This is a genomic window from Halomonas pelophila, assembly GCF_040196315.1.
GTDB lineage: Bacteria > Pseudomonadota > Gammaproteobacteria > Pseudomonadales > Halomonadaceae > Halomonas > Halomonas pelophila.
Genome location: NZ_JBEGCI010000002.1, coordinates 306,340 through 320,825 on the forward strand (window position 1 = coordinate 306,340; position 14,486 = coordinate 320,825).

The window sequence follows — 14,486 nt, forward strand, 5'->3', positions numbered from 1 at the left end:
CATCCACGCCTTTCCGTTCAGGGAGGGCCTGAATGGGCAACCGGGAAACCGATCAGCAGCTCGTCGAGCGCGCCCAGAAAGGGGATAGTCGCGCCTTCGACCTGCTGGTGAAGAAGTACCAGCACAAGATCATCGGCCTGATCAGTCGCTACGTGCACGACCACGCGGAGGTGCAGGACGTGGCGCAGGAGGCCTTCATCAAGGCCTATCGGGCGCTGGGCAAGTTTCGCGCCGAGAGCGCCTTCTATACCTGGATGTACCGTATCGCCATCAACACCGCCAAGAACTACCTGGTGTCCAAGGGGCGCCGTCCGCCGGGCAGTGATCTCGACATCGTCGATGCGGAGATCGTCGACCACAGCGGACGACTGGCCGATGCCGAGACCCCCGAGGCGGCCATGGCGCGCGACCAGCTGGAGGCGGCCATCTTCGAGGCGATCGAGGCGCTGCCCGACGACCTGCGCACGGCGATCACCCTGCGCGAGCTCGACGGGCTCTCCTACGAGGACATCGCGGCCATCATGCAGTGTCCCGTGGGCACCGTTCGCTCGCGGATCTTCCGGGCCCGCGAGGCCGTCGATCAGCACATCCGTCCGCTGGTCACCACCGCGCGTAACCAGGAATCGGTGACCGAGTAAGCCGGTCGGGCCGGGAAACTGCATGTTTTTTGACGATTTGCTGAACTGTCCGCGGTCTGCGACGTCATATGCGGTGACCGGCCCGCCACCCGCGGGAACGTACATGCCGACATGGCCAGGGCGACACGCGCCGATGTCGGGAATTCCAGGCTGTCAAAGGACCCGGAGCGGGTCGCCTTGTCGAGTGTGAGGTGTGAAGAATGAGTCAGAACGCACGGGAATCGCTTTCTGCCCTGATGGATGACGAGGGGGATGAGCTGGAACTGCGTCGAGTGCTGAAGTCACTGGAGGATTCCCCCGACGCGGCGGATACCTGGCGGCGTTACCATCTCATGCGCAGCCTGATGCGCCGAGAGCACGAGGTCGATGTCGCCACCGACCTCTCTGCCGGCATCATGGCACGTCTGGAAGATGAGCCGCTGCCGCAGGTCGAAGCCAAGGGAGGAGCCGGCGCGGGGCGTTCCATGTCGCTGATGCGCGGCGCCGGCATCGCCGCCGCCGTGTCCCTGATGGTGATCACCGGTGTGCAGTTCTATCAGGGTGGCATCAACAGCGGGCAGGTGCCCAGTGAGGTGGCCTTGCAGGCGCCGTCGCAGCCCCTGTCGACTGAGCTGCAGGCGAGCCCGGCCGCCCTCGGTGGGTCGGAGCTGGCCGCGTCGCGCGCCGTCGACCGTCCCTCGCTTGCCGACCTGCCGATGTTCCAGACGCCCTCCGGCGATGGTCGGGGCCTGATGACGGTAGGTGCCGGCGTCGATTCCCCGCTGGTGCTCTCCCCGCGCCAGTCTGCGCGCGTCAACCAGCAGCAGGCCCAGCTGCTGCAGTCCTACCTGGATCGTCACGCCGAGGGCGCGGCCTACGGCAGCGGTGATACCTGGATGCCGCTGCTGCGCGCTTCCGGCAGCGAGTCGCTGGGTCAGCGCTGATGCATTCGGGTCGACCGACCCGTGGGGTCACGAGAGTGCTTCCGGTTTTCCTGTTGAGCAGCCTGTTGGCGGCGTTGCCGCTGGCGGGCCTCGCGCAGGCCGAGCCGGCTCAGGCCGATGTCGCCGCTGGCGCTGAACAGGCGGATGTCGGCCGTGGCGCCGCCCCTGGTGATAGCGATCATGCCGGCAGTGACGAGGCCGAGCGCTTCGACTGTCAGGCGCTGACCGCGCGGCCAACTCCCGAGAGTGCCCGGGCCTGGCTCGAGCGAAGCCTCTGGGCCAACCACTGCTATGCCTTCCAGGCGCGCGCCGTGCGCATCGGCAGCGACGGCGTCCGTTCGCTGGCGCTTTCCCACGACGTGGTGGACGGTGTCGAGCGCGAAGTGGCGCGTTTCCTGGACGGTCCGCCGGTGGTCTTCGAGCGCCGTGGGCGCATCGGTCGCCTGAACTGGGCCGAGGGCGATGCGGCGGTGGCCGCCGCTCCGTCGGGCATCGTGGCCCACCTCGAGGGACTCTATCGCCTGCGGCTGAGCGGTGAGGAGCGTCTCGCCAACCGCAACACCGTGCGTCTCGACATCGAGCCCCTGGACGACCTGCGCTACGGCCACCGCTTCTGGCTCGACAAGGCCACGGGCCTGCCCCTTAAGCAGATCCTGCTGGATGAGCAGGGGCGAGTGGTGGAGACCTTCCAGATCACCCAGCTGAACCGGCCTCGCCTGCATCGGGGGGCGATCGACCTCGATCGCCGCCGCCCCGCCCCCGATGATCCCTGGCGTCCGACCTGGTTACCCGAGGGCTTCATCGCCAAGCCGGTGAAGACCCGCAGCCCGCGCCACGACGAGGCCGTCGGTCATCGCGTTTACAGCGATGGCCTGGCGACCCTCAGCCTGTTCGTGGAACCCGTGGCCGGCAAGGATCAGCTGATGCCCGGCCTGCATCGTCTCGGCGTGTCTCATGCCGCCGTTCGCCATCGCGAGCTGGGCGGTCAGGTGCGCCAGGTGGTGGTGATGGGCGAGCTGCCGCCGCGGGTACTGATCCGCGTGGCCGATTCACTGACATGGCGGGCCGAGGCGGACGGCGCCTCGCCCTGATCGGAACCTTTTGGCGCAAGCGCGGTAAGAAAGAGCACGCGCTTTTCTTCCCTTCCCGTCGACCCAGGAGTGCTTCATGAAACGCATGACGCGACATCTTTCCCTCTGGCTGCTGCTTGCCACGGCACTGCTGGCCTGGCAGTCGGCCATGGCTCGTGACCTGCCGGACTTCACCGAACTGGTCGAGGAGGCCGCCCCCGGCGTGGTCAATATCTCCACCACGCGCACGGTGAAAGGGCGTGGGCCGTCCTTCCACGACTTCGGCGGGCGGGAGATCCCCGAGATCTTCCGTCACTTCTTCGGCGATCGCTTCGGTGAGCAGTTCGAGATGCCGCCCGGGCACGGTCAGCGCCCCAGCGAGGAGCGCCAGTCGCTGGGCTCGGGATTCATCATCGACGAGGATGGCTACGTCATGACCAACGCCCACGTCGTCGACGGGGCCGACGAGATCGTGGTGCGCCTCAACGATCGCCGTGAGCTGCAGGCCGAGCTGGTGGGCGCCGATGCCAAGACCGACGTGGCCTTGCTCAAGGTCGATGCCGACAACCTGCCCACCCTGGCGCTCGGCGACTCCGACGGGCTGAGCGTGGGCCAGTGGGTGGCGGCGATCGGCTCGCCCTTCGGCTTCGACCATTCGGTGACCGCCGGCATCATCAGCGCCATCGACCGCACCCTGCCCCGGGACGCCTACGTGCCCTTCATCCAGACCGACGTGGCCATCAACCCGGGCAACTCCGGCGGCCCGCTCTTCAACCTCGACGGGGAGGTGATCGGGGTCAACTCGCAGATCCTCACCCGCAGTGGGGGCTACATGGGGCTCTCCTTCGCGATCCCGATCAACGTCGCCATGGACGTGGCCGACCAACTGCGCGACGACGGCCAGGTCAGCCGCGGCTGGCTCGGCGTGATGATCCAGCCGGTCTCCCGTGACCTGGCCGAGTCCTTCGGCATGGAGACCGCCGAGGGCGCGCTGATCGCCGATCTGGACCCCGAGGGCCCGGCGGCCCGCGGGGGGCTCGAGGCCGGCGACGTGATCCTCTCGGTGAATGGCCGCGAGGTGGATCGGTCCAGCACCCTGCCGCGGCTGATCGGCCAGGTGCTGCCGGGTAGCGAGGTCGAGCTGACCCTGCTGCGCGATGGCAAGCGCCGCGAGGAGACCGTGACCCTCGGTGAGTGGCCCGAGGCCCAGGGCGAGGGCCCCGCAGCCGCCCGGGATGAAGGCCCGGGCCGGCTCGGCATCGCCGTGCAGCCGCTGCAGGGCGACGAGCGCGAGGCGCTCGGCATCGAGCACGGCGTGCGCGTCGCCGAGGTCGATCCAAGCGGTGCCGCCGCCGCGGCGGGGCTGCGCGTCGGCGACGTGCTGGTCAGCATCGACCATCGCGCCGTCGAGGACCCCGAGCAGCTCGCGAACCTGGTGGCCGAGCTTTCCGAGGATCGCGCGGTGCCGGTGCGCCTCTTCCGCGACGGCCGCTCGATGTTCGTTGCCATGCGGCTCTCCCGCGACTGATCCGGCTGTCTGCGGCCTTTCTCCGGCCCAGCCAGAGCGCGTGACAGGCCTCGAACAAGGCCCTGTGTGATACCGACCCGACGGCCGCCGCCGTCGGGTCGCTGTATCTGGCAGGCGCATCCCGCTACAATGGCGGCCATTCCATCAGAGCCCGCCAGCCGACCGCCTCGCGATCCGTCGGGTCGGCCGTGGCCCGACACCCACAAGGCAGAATCGACTCGATGTCCCAAGACGCAACCTCCGATCCCCTCAAGCACATCCGTAACTTCTCGATCATCGCCCACATCGACCACGGCAAGTCGACCCTGGCCGACCGGCTGATCCAGACCTGCGGTGGCCTGACCGAGCGCGAGCTCAAGGAGCAGGTGCTCGACTCCATGGACCTCGAGCGTGAGCGCGGGATCACCATCAAGGCCCAGTCGGTGACGCTGGATTATCATGCTGATGACGGCAACGTCTATCAGCTGAACTTCATCGACACCCCGGGCCACGTGGACTTCTCCTACGAGGTCTCCCGCTCGCTCTACGCCTGCGAAGGGGCGCTGCTGGTGGTAGACGCCGGCCAGGGCGTCGAGGCCCAGTCGGTCGCCAACTGCTACACCGCCATCGAGCAGGGCCTCGAGGTGCTGCCGGTGCTCAACAAGATGGACCTGCCCCAGGCCGACCCGGACAAGGTGGCCCACGAGATCGAGGAGATCATCGGGCTGGACGCCACCGATGCCTGCCAGGTCTCGGCCAAGAGCGGGCTCGGCATCGATGGGCTGCTCGAGCGCCTGGTGCGCGACATTCCGCCCCCCAAGGGCGATCCCACCGCGCCGCTTCAGGCGCTGATCATCGACTCCTGGTTCGACAACTACCTGGGTGTGGTCTCGCTGGTGCGGATCTTCGACGGCACCCTGAAGAAGGGCGACAAGATTCGCATGACCTCCACCGGCCGTGACTGGCCCGCCAGCGAAGTGGGCATCTTCACGCCGCTGCGCAAGGAAACCGGCGTCCTGCGCGCCGGTGAGGTCGGCTTCGTGGTCGCCGGCATCAAGGACATCCATGGCGCGCCGGTGGGCGATACCATCACCCATACCAAGACCCCGGACGTCCCACGCCTGCCCGGCTTCCAGAAGGTCAAGCCCCAGGTCTACGCCGGCATGTTCCCGGTCAGCGCCGACGACTACGAGGACTTCCGTGACGCCCTGGAGAAGCTGGCGCTCAACGATGCCTCGCTGGACTACGAGCCGGAGAACTCCGATGCCCTGGGCTTCGGCTTCCGGGTCGGCTTCCTCGGCACCCTGCACATGGAGATCGTCCAGGAGCGCCTGGAGCGCGAGTACGACCTGGACCTGCTCACCACCGCACCCACGGTGGTCTACGAGCTCGCCATGAAGAACGGCGAGATCGTCTATGTCGCCAACCCCTCCAAGCTGCCCGACATGGCCGACGTGGAGGAGATGCGCGAGCCCATCGTGCGGGCCAGCATCCTGGTGCCCCAGGAGTTCGTCGGCAACGTCATCACCGAGTGCGAGCAGCGCCGCGGCACCCAGCTCGACATGCAGTTCCTCGGCAGCCAGATCCAGCTCACCTACGAGCTGCCCATGTCCGAGGTGGTGATGGACTTCTTCGATCGCCTGAAGTCGATCTCCAAGGGCTATGCGTCCCTGGAGTACAACTTCGAGCGCTTCCAGGAGGCCAAGCTGGTGCGCCTGGACGTGCTGATCAACGGCGACCGCGTCGATGCCCTGGCGGTGATCATCCATCGCGATCACGCCCACAGCCGGGGCCGCCTGCTGGTCGAGAAGATGAAGGAGCTGATTCCGCGCCAGATGTTCGACGTGGCCATCCAGGCCGCCATCGGCGGGCAGGTGGTGGCGCGCTCCACCGTCAAGGCGCTGCGCAAGAACGTCACCGCCAAGTGCTATGGGGGCGATGTGAGCCGCAAGAAGAAGCTGCTCGAGAAGCAGAAGGCGGGCAAGAAACGCATGAAGCAGGTGGGCCGGGTGGAGATTCCCCAGGATGCCTTCCTTGCCGTGCTCAGGGTCAATGACTAGGGACGGATAACCGCATGGACTTCTCTCTGATGCTGGTGGTGGCCGTGGCCGTCACCGGAGTGATCTGGCTGCTCGATCTGCTCTGGTGGCGTCCCGCGCGCCAGCAGCGGCTGGCCACGGTCGAGGCCGGTACCACCGAGGGGCTCGGGGAACGGGCGCGCGAGCAGGCGATCAAGGAGCCCTGGCCGGTCGACTACGCCCGCTCCTTCTTCCCGGTGCTGCTGGTGGTGCTGGTGCTCAGGAGCTTTCTGGTCGAGCCGTTCCAGATTCCCTCCGGCTCGATGCGCCCGACGCTGGAGATCGGCGACTTCATCCTGGTCAACAAGTTTGCCTATGGCCTGCGGCTGCCGGTGATCAATACCCGCTTCGTCGAGGTCGACGACCCCGAGCGCGGCGACGTCATGGTGTTCCGTTTCCCCGACGAGCCCTCGGTGAACTTCATCAAGCGCGTCGTCGGGCTGCCGGGCGACCGGATTCGCTACGAGGACAAGCAGCTCTTCGTCAACGGCGAGGCGGTGCCCAAGCGGCTGCTCGAGGCCGGGCCCGTCAAGGCGCCCACCGAGCTGCTGATGGCCGAGCAGCTGGGCGAGCGCGAGCACCGGCTCTACAATAATCCTCGGGACCCCGGTCCCCAGGTGCGCGAGCTGGTGGTGCCGCAAGGCCACTACTTCACCATGGGCGATAACCGCGATCACTCCAACGACAGCCGCTACTGGGGCTTCGTGCCGGAGGAGAACATCGTCGGCAAGGCCTTCGCCGTCTGGATGCACTGGGATGGCGGCCTGCCGAGCTTTACCAGCGTGCGCCGCATCCAGTAGCGGGTAGTCAGCAAGCCGACCCGCCTGCCGGGCCCGACCGATCGTCGGGCCCGGCGAGAGAACACACCCCTTTGATATCGACGTATTCAGGAGCTCCGTGAGCAACTCCCTCAACGCCTTCAGCCGCCGCATCGGTCATGCGTTCGCCGATCCCGGTCTGCTCGAACTGGCCATGACCCACCGCAGTTACGGCGGTCAGAACAACGAACGCCTCGAATTTCTCGGTGACTCGATCGTCAACTTCGTCATCGCGGAGGCGCTCTTCCGGCGCTTTCCCGAGGCGCGGGAAGGGCAGCTGTCGCGGCTGCGCGCGCGCCTGGTCAAGGGCAAGACCCTGGCCGAACTGGCCCGCGAGATGGCCTTCGGTGAATGCCTGCGGCTCGGCTCCGGCGAGATGAAGAGCGGGGGACACCGCCGCGATTCGATCCTCGCCGATGCCGTCGAGGCGGTGCTCGGGGCGATCTATCTGGACGCCGGCATGGAGACGGCCCGGACCCGCGTGCTCTCCTGGTACGCCGAGCGCCTCGAGGCGATCAGCCTCGAGGACACCCAGAAGGATCCCAAGACGCGCCTGCAGGAGTTCCTGCAGTCGCGCCAGGTGGCCCTGCCGCGTTACGAGGTGACCTCGGTCGAAGGCGAGGCGCACGCCCAGACCTTTACCGTCGATTGCCATGTCGAGGTGCTCGACGAGCACACCCGAGGCGTCGGCGCTAGCCGTCGTCACGCCGAGCAGCTGGCCGCCGAACAGGCCCTGTCCCAGCTCGAACCGACCAAGACCCACGGCACCGGGAGCCAATCATGACCACCACCTGCGGTTTCGTGGCCATCGTCGGCCGCCCCAACGTCGGCAAGTCGACGCTGATGAATCGGATCCTCGGCCAGAAGATCTCCATCACCTCGCGCCGTCCCCAGACCACGCGCCACCAGGTGATGGGCATCAAGACCGAGGAGGAGGCGCAGTTCATCTACGTCGACACCCCGGGCATCCACATCATGGCGAAGGATCGCAACAAGGCGATCAACCGCTTCATGAACCAGGCCGCCGTGCAGGCCCTGCGCGACGTCGACTGCGTGGTGTTCATCATCGATCGCACCCGCTGGAGCGATGAGGACCAGGTGGTGCTGCAGCGCCTGGAGCACGTCGAGGCGCCGGTGATCCTGGCCGTCAACAAGGTCGACCGCCTGCAGGACAAGGCCAGCCTGCTGCCGTGGCTGGAGCAGGTCGGTGCGCGCCGCGACTTCGCCGCCATCGTGCCGATCTCCGCCAAGCACGGCACCAACGTGCCCGAGCTCGAGGCCGAGGTCGCCAAGCACCTGCCCGAGAGCGTGCACTACTTCCCCGAGGATCAGGTCACCGACAAGAGCCAGCGCTTCCTGGCCGCCGAGCTGGTGCGCGAGAAGGTGATGCGCCAGCTCGGCGACGAGCTGCCCTACCAGATGACCGTGGAGATCGAGGAGTTCCGTGACGAGGGGCGGGTGGTGCACATCAGCGCTCTGATCCTCGTCGAGCGGGCGGGTCAGAAGAAGATCCTGATCGGCGAGAAGGGCGACCGGATCAAGAACATCGGCCGCGAGGCGCGCCTCGACATGGAGCGCGCGCTGGGCGCCAAGGTGATGCTCAACCTCTGGGTCAAGGTCAAGAGTGGCTGGTCCGACGACGAGCGGGCCCTGAAGAGCCTGGGCTACGACCTCGACTGATGCCATGACGCCGCGATGACCCCCGAACCGGCCTTCCTGCTGCACAAGCGCCCCTATCGCGAGACCAGTGCCCTGGTCGACCTGCTGACCCTCCATCACGGCCGGGTGCGGGCCGTCGCCCAGGGCGTGCAGCGCCCGGGCAGCCGCGCCCGCGGCCGGCTACAGCCCTTCGCCCCGATGCACGTTACCTGGGCCGGGGAGGGTGAGCTCAAGCGTCTGCGGCTGATGGAGGGGCGCGGCAGCGCGGCGCTGCTGGCCGGCGAGGGCCTGCTCTGCGGGCTCTATGCCAACGAGCTGCTGACTCGGGTGTTGCCGGTGGAGCTGCCGGTCGCCGAGGTATTCGCCTACTACACCGCCATGCTGGAGGCGTTGCCGCGCCCCGACGGCCGGGGCGCGTCGCTGCGTCGGCTGGAGGTGGCGGTGCTCGAGGCGCTCGATGCCCTGCCGCGCTTCACCGACCCCGAGGGGGGCGAGCTCGACCCCCAGGGCCGCTACGACCTGGACCACACCTCGCGGGCCTTCGTGGCCGCCGAGCGCGGTATCGACGGGCGCACCCTGAGGCTGCTGGCCCGGGGCGGCTGGGACGAGCCGGGGCTCGCCGGTCCTGCCAAGGCGGTCACGCGGCGGGCCCTGGCGCCGCTGCTCGGCGCGCGCCCGCTGCGCTCCCGGGAGCTGATGGTCCAGCTTGCTCAGCGTCGGCGGGCCGGTTCACACTGATGACTTTCTGGCACTTCTCGCAATGACCGTGAGGGGCGCCGGGGGTAGACCGAAGAGGAGATCCTATGCCACGGATGGCATCGGTAGCGCCCAGGGATGGGTTCATGGCGCCTCCTCACAGGGCTGCCGCCGGATCAGCCCCGAGCCCACGGCTCAGGCGGGTTGCTTATTCCTGATTTTCCGACCCCTTGGAGTCTCCATGCACCCCCCGCGTATCCTGCTCGGCGTCAACATCGACCATATCGCTACTCTGCGCCAGGCCCGTGGCACCCGCTACCCCGACCCCGTCCAGGCGGCCCTGCTCGCCGAGGAGGCGGGCGCCGACGGCATCACCGTGCACCTGCGCGAGGACCGTCGCCATATCCAGGAGCGCGACGTGCGCCTGCTGGCCGAGGTGCTCAATACCCGCATGAACCTCGAGATGGCCGTCACCGAGGAGATGATTCGCCTGGCCGAGGAGCTACGTCCCGCCCACGTCTGCCTGGTGCCGGAGAAGCGCAAGGAGCTGACCACCGAGGGCGGGCTCGACGTGGCGGGCAGCCAGGAGGCGATCGGCGAGGCCTGTCGGCGCTTGGCGGCGGCGGGCTGCGAGGTGTCACTGTTCATCGACCCGGAGCCCGAGCAGATCGCCGCCGCCGCCCAGGTCGGAGCGCCGGTGATCGAGCTGCATACCGGCGCCTATGCCGAGGCCACGGGCGCGACCGCGCGCCGCGAGCATGCGCGGCTCGCCGCCGCCGCCGAGATGGCCAATGAGCTTGGCCTCACCGTGAATGCCGGTCACGGCCTGCACTACCACAACGTCGAGGCCGTGGCGGCGCTGCCCGGTGTCCACGAGCTCAATATCGGCCATGCGATCATCGCTCGGTCGCTCTTCGTGGGGCTCAAGGAGGCCGTGGCCGAGATGAAGCGGCTGGCCATCGCCGGCCAGGAGGCCGGTCTGCTGGCGGCGCTCGATGAGCACGATCACGACCATGATCATGACCACGACGATGAGGCAGGCTGCTGCCGATGATCATCGGCATCGGCACCGATATCGCCCGGGTGGCCCGCTTCGAACGGGCCATGGCGCGTCACGGCGAGCGCTTCGCCCTGCGCCTGCTCGGCGAGCTCGAGCGGGAGCGGTTACGCGGCCACGTGCTGCCGGCGGCCTTCCTGGCCAAGCGCTTCGCGGCCAAGGAGGCCTTCGTCAAGGCGCTGGGCACGGGGCTGCGCCGCGGCATGCGCTGGACCGAGATCCAGGTGGTCAACGATGCCCTGGGACGTCCCTCGCTGGTGCTCTCCGGCAAGGCGCAGGCGCTGGCCGAGGCGGCCGGCGTGCGCGCCCTTCACCTGTCGCTCTCCGATGAGGAGGCCCTGGCCATGGCCTTCGTCGTGCTCGAGGGCTGATCCGCCTGCCAGCGGCGCAGTTCGGCCATGGCGGCATAGAGGTCGGGCAGCAGCGCCACCACTGCCTCCTGGCCGCGTGATCTCAGGCGGGTCTCCAGGGTCTCCGCCAGCAGCCCCAGGCGCGGGGTGCCGCAGTAGCGACAGGCGCCGTTCAGGGCGTGCAGGGCATCCAGCAGGGCCTCGTCGTCGTGGCGCGCGATGGCATCGCGGATGGCCTGCTCGCTCTCCGGCAGGGAGTCGGCCAGTTTCTCGAGCAGCTCCCGCGCGAGCGCCTCGCGCCCGCCGGCTAGCCGCGTGCCGATCTCCAGGTCGACCACGGCCAGTTCCTGTCCCGCGTACTGCGTCGTCGTTGCCTCGGCGGAGAGGCGCGATGGCATCGTGAGGCCGAGGGTCTCCTCGAGCAGCCGGACGAGCCGCTGGGGCTCCAGCGGCTTGATCAGCACATCGTCGAGCCCGCTCTCGCGAAGCGTGCGCTGCTGTTCGCCCTGCACGTGGGCGGTGACGGCGATGATCGGCACCCGCCGCCACTCTCCGCCGAGCCCCCTCAGCGCCCGAGTCGTCTCCAGGCCATCCATGCCGGCCATGCGAATGTCCATCAGCACCAGGTCGAAGCGCTGCTGGCGCGCCAGGCTCAGCGCCTCGGCGCCGCTCGCCGCCAGGGTCACCGCGACCCCGACATCGTTCAGCAGTTCGCGCATCAGCAGGCGGTTGGACTCGGTGTCGTCGACCACCAGCAGCCGCGCCACGCTCGCGGGCGAGCGGGAAGACGGCGGCGCCGGCAGGGCGTGAGGCGTGTGCGCCAGGTGGCGGCGCATCGCCTGGACCAGCGTCGTGCGGGAGATCGGTTTGGCGAGGATCTCGCCGCCATGCGGCAGGGGCAGGGCGGGGAGGTCGGGCGGGCTGGCGTTGACCAGCAGCAGGGCGGGGCAGGCCAGGTGCTCCAGTCGCCGCCGCCACGTGTCCAGCGAGGCGGCCTCGAGATCCTCGGCGTCCAGCGCCACCACGATTAGCGCGACGCCTGGCTCGGCGGCGGCCTGGGTCGCCGTGATGACACGTGCGCCCCAGCGGCGCAACAGGTGCTTGAGGGCCCGGCGCGTGGGCAGGTGGGGTTCGTCGAGCGCAATGATATCGCCCTGAAGGCGAAGCTCGGGGGAGCGCTCGGCCTCGGCGTTGCCCTCAAGCGGCAGGGTGAAGGAGAAGGTCGAGCCTTCGCCGGGGGCGCTCTCCACGCTCACCTCGCCGCCCATCTGCTCGACCAGCTGGCGGCTGATGGCAAGCCCCAGGCCGGTGCCGCCGAACTCCCGGGAGTGGCTGATATCGGCCTGATGGAAGGCCTGGAACAGGCGGCGGCGCGCCTCCTCGCCCAGGCCCATGCCGGTGTCGCTGACGTCGACGCGCAGCAGCATCCGGTCGGGCTCGGCCTCTTCCAGCATGACGCGCACGATCACCTCGCCCTGGTCGGTGAACTTCACGGCGTTGTTGACCAGGTTGGTGAGCACCTGACGGATGCGCAGCGGGTCGCCCTTGAGGTCGGCGGGCACGTCGTCGTAGACCAGGCCGAGCAGCTGAAGGTCCTTCTGCTGCGCCAGCGGTGCCTGGAGGCCCAGCACCTCGTCGACCAGGGCGATCATGTCCAGCGGCAGCGTCTCCAGCTCGACTCGTCCGGCCTCCAGCTTCGAGAAGTCCAGCACGTCGTTGACCAGCATCAGCAGGTTGTCGCAGGCGCGTTGCACATGGTCCAGCCATTCACGCTGGCGGGGCTCCAGTCGCGAGCGCCCGAGCAGGCGGCAGAAGCCGACGATGCCGTTGAGGGGCGTGCGGATCTCGTGGCTCATGTTGGCCATGAACTCCGACTTGACCCGGTTGGCCTCCACGGCGCGGCGGTGGGCCATGTCCAGCTCGATGTTCTGGACCTCGATGGTCTCCATGGACTCCTGGAGCTCATTGGTGGCCTGCTCGATCTGCGCCTGCAGGTCGTCCCGGGACGCGGCCAGGTGGTCGGCGAGGTCGTTGACGCGTCGGGTCAGCGCGCCGAGCTCCGGCGAGGCCGGCGGCGCCAGTCGCGCCGGCTCCATGCCGAAGGCGAGGCGCTCCAGGGCGCGCCCGGCATCCTCCAGGGGCTGGGTCACTCGCCGGATGACGGCGAAGCCGACCAGCCACAGCAGCAGCCCGGCGAGCATCAGCACCAGCCCGGCACTGGCCATGAGGCGATAGCGGGACAGCAGCAGGGGCGTGGTGTCGACGTCCAGGGTCAGCCAGGCCGGTGCCGGCCCCGGGCCCGGCAGGGGCGTCTGCCAGCGCCAGCGCAGGCTTTGCTCGAGCAGCTGCGGGGTGGCACCCGTCGGCGGCGCCGGCGGTTGGCCGAGCTGGCCGAGAGTGAGGCGAGGCTGCCCGCGGCCATCCCGGATGCCCAGCGCCTGGACATGAGGCAGGGCCATCAGGCGCTCGCCCAGCCGTAACAGTGCCTGGTCATTGCCCGCCGCCAGCGCCTCGCCGAGGCTCGGGGCGAGCAGCGCGGTGCTTTCGCGCAGGTCATCGCGCAGCGCCGCGTGCTCCTGGCGGTCCTCGAGGACCACGGCCATGCCGGCCAGCAGCGTCAGCAGCAGCAGCGGCAGGCCGAGGATCGACAGCATCAGGCGCGTCTTCAGGGACATGGCGGGCTCGTCGGACGGTGGATCGGTCCCCAGTATGCCACAGCGGGGGTGGACGCCTGTCCAGCATGGAGTGGCACGGATATAATGCCGAAAAGACGATTTCATCAGGAAGGTGACATGCATTTCCCCACACTCGAGGAGACCGTCGGCCATACGCCGCTGGTCCGCCTCAAGCGCATCACCGCCGGGCGCGGCAACACCCTGCTGGCCAAGCTGGAGGGCAACAACCCGGCCGGGTCGGTCAAGGATCGTCCGGCCCTCTCCATGATCCAGCAGGCCGAGGCCCGGGGCGAGATCGTTCCCGGCGACACCCTCATCGAGGCGACCTCCGGCAATACCGGCATCGCCCTGGCGATGGCGGCCGCCATCATGGGCTATCGCATGGTGATGATCATGCCGGAGAGCGCCTCCGCCGAGCGCAAGCAGGCCATGGCCGCCTACGGGGCCGAGCTGATCGAGGTGAGCAAGGAGGGGGGCATGGAGGAAGCGCGCGACCTGGCCGAGGCCATGGTCGCCCGCGGGGAGGGCAAGCCGCTGAACCAGTTCGCCAACCCCGACAATCCACTGGCCCACTATCGCACCACCGGGCCGGAGCTGTGGGAGCAGACCGGCGGCACCATCACGCACTTCGTCTGCTCCATGGGCACCACCGGCACCATCATGGGCGTGTCGCGCTACCTCAAGGAGCGCAACCCCGAGGTACAGATCGTCGGCCTGCAGCCCGAGGACGGGGCCAGTATCGCCGGCATTCGCCGCTGGCCGCCGCAGTACCTGCCGAGCATCTTCGACGCCAGTCGTGTCGACCGGGTACTGGACATCGGCCAGCAGGAGGCCGAGGAACACATGCGTCGCCTGGCCCGGGAAGAGGGCATCCTGGCCGGGGTCTCCTCCGGCGGCGCGCTCGCCGGCGCGCTGCGCATCGCCGCCGAGGTGGAGAACGCGGTGATCGCCTTCATCGTCTGCGACCGCGGCGACCGCTACCTGTCCACCGGCCTTTTCGCCCCGGAGCGCTGAT

General features: G+C 68.7%; 13 protein-coding genes. 12 read left to right on the plus strand and 1 reads right to left on the minus strand.

Features of this window, described 5'->3' with window-relative positions; all coding sequences use genetic code 11:
- Window positions 1-32 precede the first annotated feature (32 nt).
- The 11 genes from rpoE (at window position 33) to ABE957_RS03265 (ending at window position 10,817) form a co-directional block, all read left to right on the plus strand.
- The gene (gene rpoE, locus ABE957_RS03215) at window positions 33-638 is read left to right on the plus strand and encodes an RNA polymerase sigma factor RpoE (RefSeq protein WP_349757229.1); all 606 of its coding nucleotides are present in this window, start codon (window positions 33-35) and stop codon (window positions 636-638) included.
- A 200-nt stretch (window positions 639-838) separates the two neighbouring features.
- Window positions 839-1,561, plus strand: a complete 723-nt coding sequence (locus ABE957_RS03220; protein WP_349757230.1) for a sigma-E factor negative regulatory protein — start codon at window positions 839-841, stop codon at window positions 1,559-1,561.
- A 53-nt stretch (window positions 1,562-1,614) separates the two neighbouring features.
- Window positions 1,615-2,652, plus strand: a complete 1,038-nt coding sequence (locus ABE957_RS03225) for a MucB/RseB C-terminal domain-containing protein (protein WP_349757231.1) — start codon at window positions 1,615-1,617, stop codon at window positions 2,650-2,652.
- Window positions 2,653-2,728: 76 nt separating this feature from the next.
- Complete coding sequence (locus ABE957_RS03230; RefSeq protein WP_349757232.1) at window positions 2,729-4,159, plus strand: DegQ family serine endoprotease; 1,431 nt, start codon at window positions 2,729-2,731, stop codon at window positions 4,157-4,159.
- Between the two features lie 221 nt (window positions 4,160-4,380).
- Window positions 4,381-6,198, plus strand: a complete 1,818-nt coding sequence (gene lepA, locus ABE957_RS03235) for a translation elongation factor 4 (protein ID WP_349757233.1) — start codon at window positions 4,381-4,383, stop codon at window positions 6,196-6,198.
- A 14-nt stretch (window positions 6,199-6,212) separates the two neighbouring features.
- A complete protein-coding gene (lepB, locus tag ABE957_RS03240; RefSeq protein ID WP_349757234.1) occupies window positions 6,213-7,016 on the plus strand; it encodes a signal peptidase I in 804 nt (267 codons plus the stop codon).
- A gap of 97 nt (window positions 7,017-7,113) precedes the next feature.
- Entirely contained in the window at window positions 7,114-7,818 is a 705-nt protein-coding gene (rnc, locus tag ABE957_RS03245; protein ID WP_349757235.1) for a ribonuclease III, read from the plus strand.
- On the plus strand, window positions 7,815-8,714 hold the full coding sequence (era, locus tag ABE957_RS03250) for a GTPase Era (protein ID WP_349757236.1): 900 nt from the start codon (window positions 7,815-7,817) through the stop codon (window positions 8,712-8,714). Before rnc ends, era begins: the two co-directional genes overlap by 4 nt.
- Window positions 8,715-8,729: 15 nt before the next feature.
- Entirely contained in the window at window positions 8,730-9,431 is a 702-nt protein-coding gene (gene recO, locus ABE957_RS03255; RefSeq protein WP_349757237.1) for a DNA repair protein RecO, read from the plus strand.
- 199 nt (window positions 9,432-9,630) lie between these two features.
- Window positions 9,631-10,443: a pyridoxine 5'-phosphate synthase gene (gene pdxJ / locus ABE957_RS03260; protein WP_349757238.1), complete on the plus strand. Its 813-nt coding sequence runs from the start codon at window positions 9,631-9,633 to the stop codon at window positions 10,441-10,443.
- Window positions 10,440-10,817 carry a holo-ACP synthase gene (locus ABE957_RS03265; protein WP_349757239.1) on the plus strand — a complete coding sequence of 126 codons (378 nt, stop codon included), beginning with the start codon at window positions 10,440-10,442 and terminating at the stop codon, window positions 10,815-10,817. The genes pdxJ and ABE957_RS03265 overlap by 4 nt, the downstream gene beginning before the upstream one ends.
- Here the strand turns inward: ABE957_RS03265 and ABE957_RS03270 are convergent.
- Window positions 10,757-13,471: an ATP-binding protein gene (locus ABE957_RS03270; protein ID WP_349757240.1), complete on the minus strand. Its 2,715-nt coding sequence runs from the start codon at window positions 13,469-13,471 to the stop codon at window positions 10,757-10,759. The genes ABE957_RS03265 and ABE957_RS03270 overlap by 61 nt on opposite strands.
- Before the next feature lie 117 nt (window positions 13,472-13,588).
- Here ABE957_RS03270 and cysM point away from each other — a divergent pair, with 117 nt between their 5' ends.
- Window positions 13,589-14,485, plus strand: coding sequence for a cysteine synthase CysM (gene cysM / locus ABE957_RS03275; protein ID WP_349757241.1), 897 nt, complete (start codon window positions 13,589-13,591; stop codon window positions 14,483-14,485).
- The last annotated feature ends 1 nt before the right edge of the window (window position 14,486 follow it).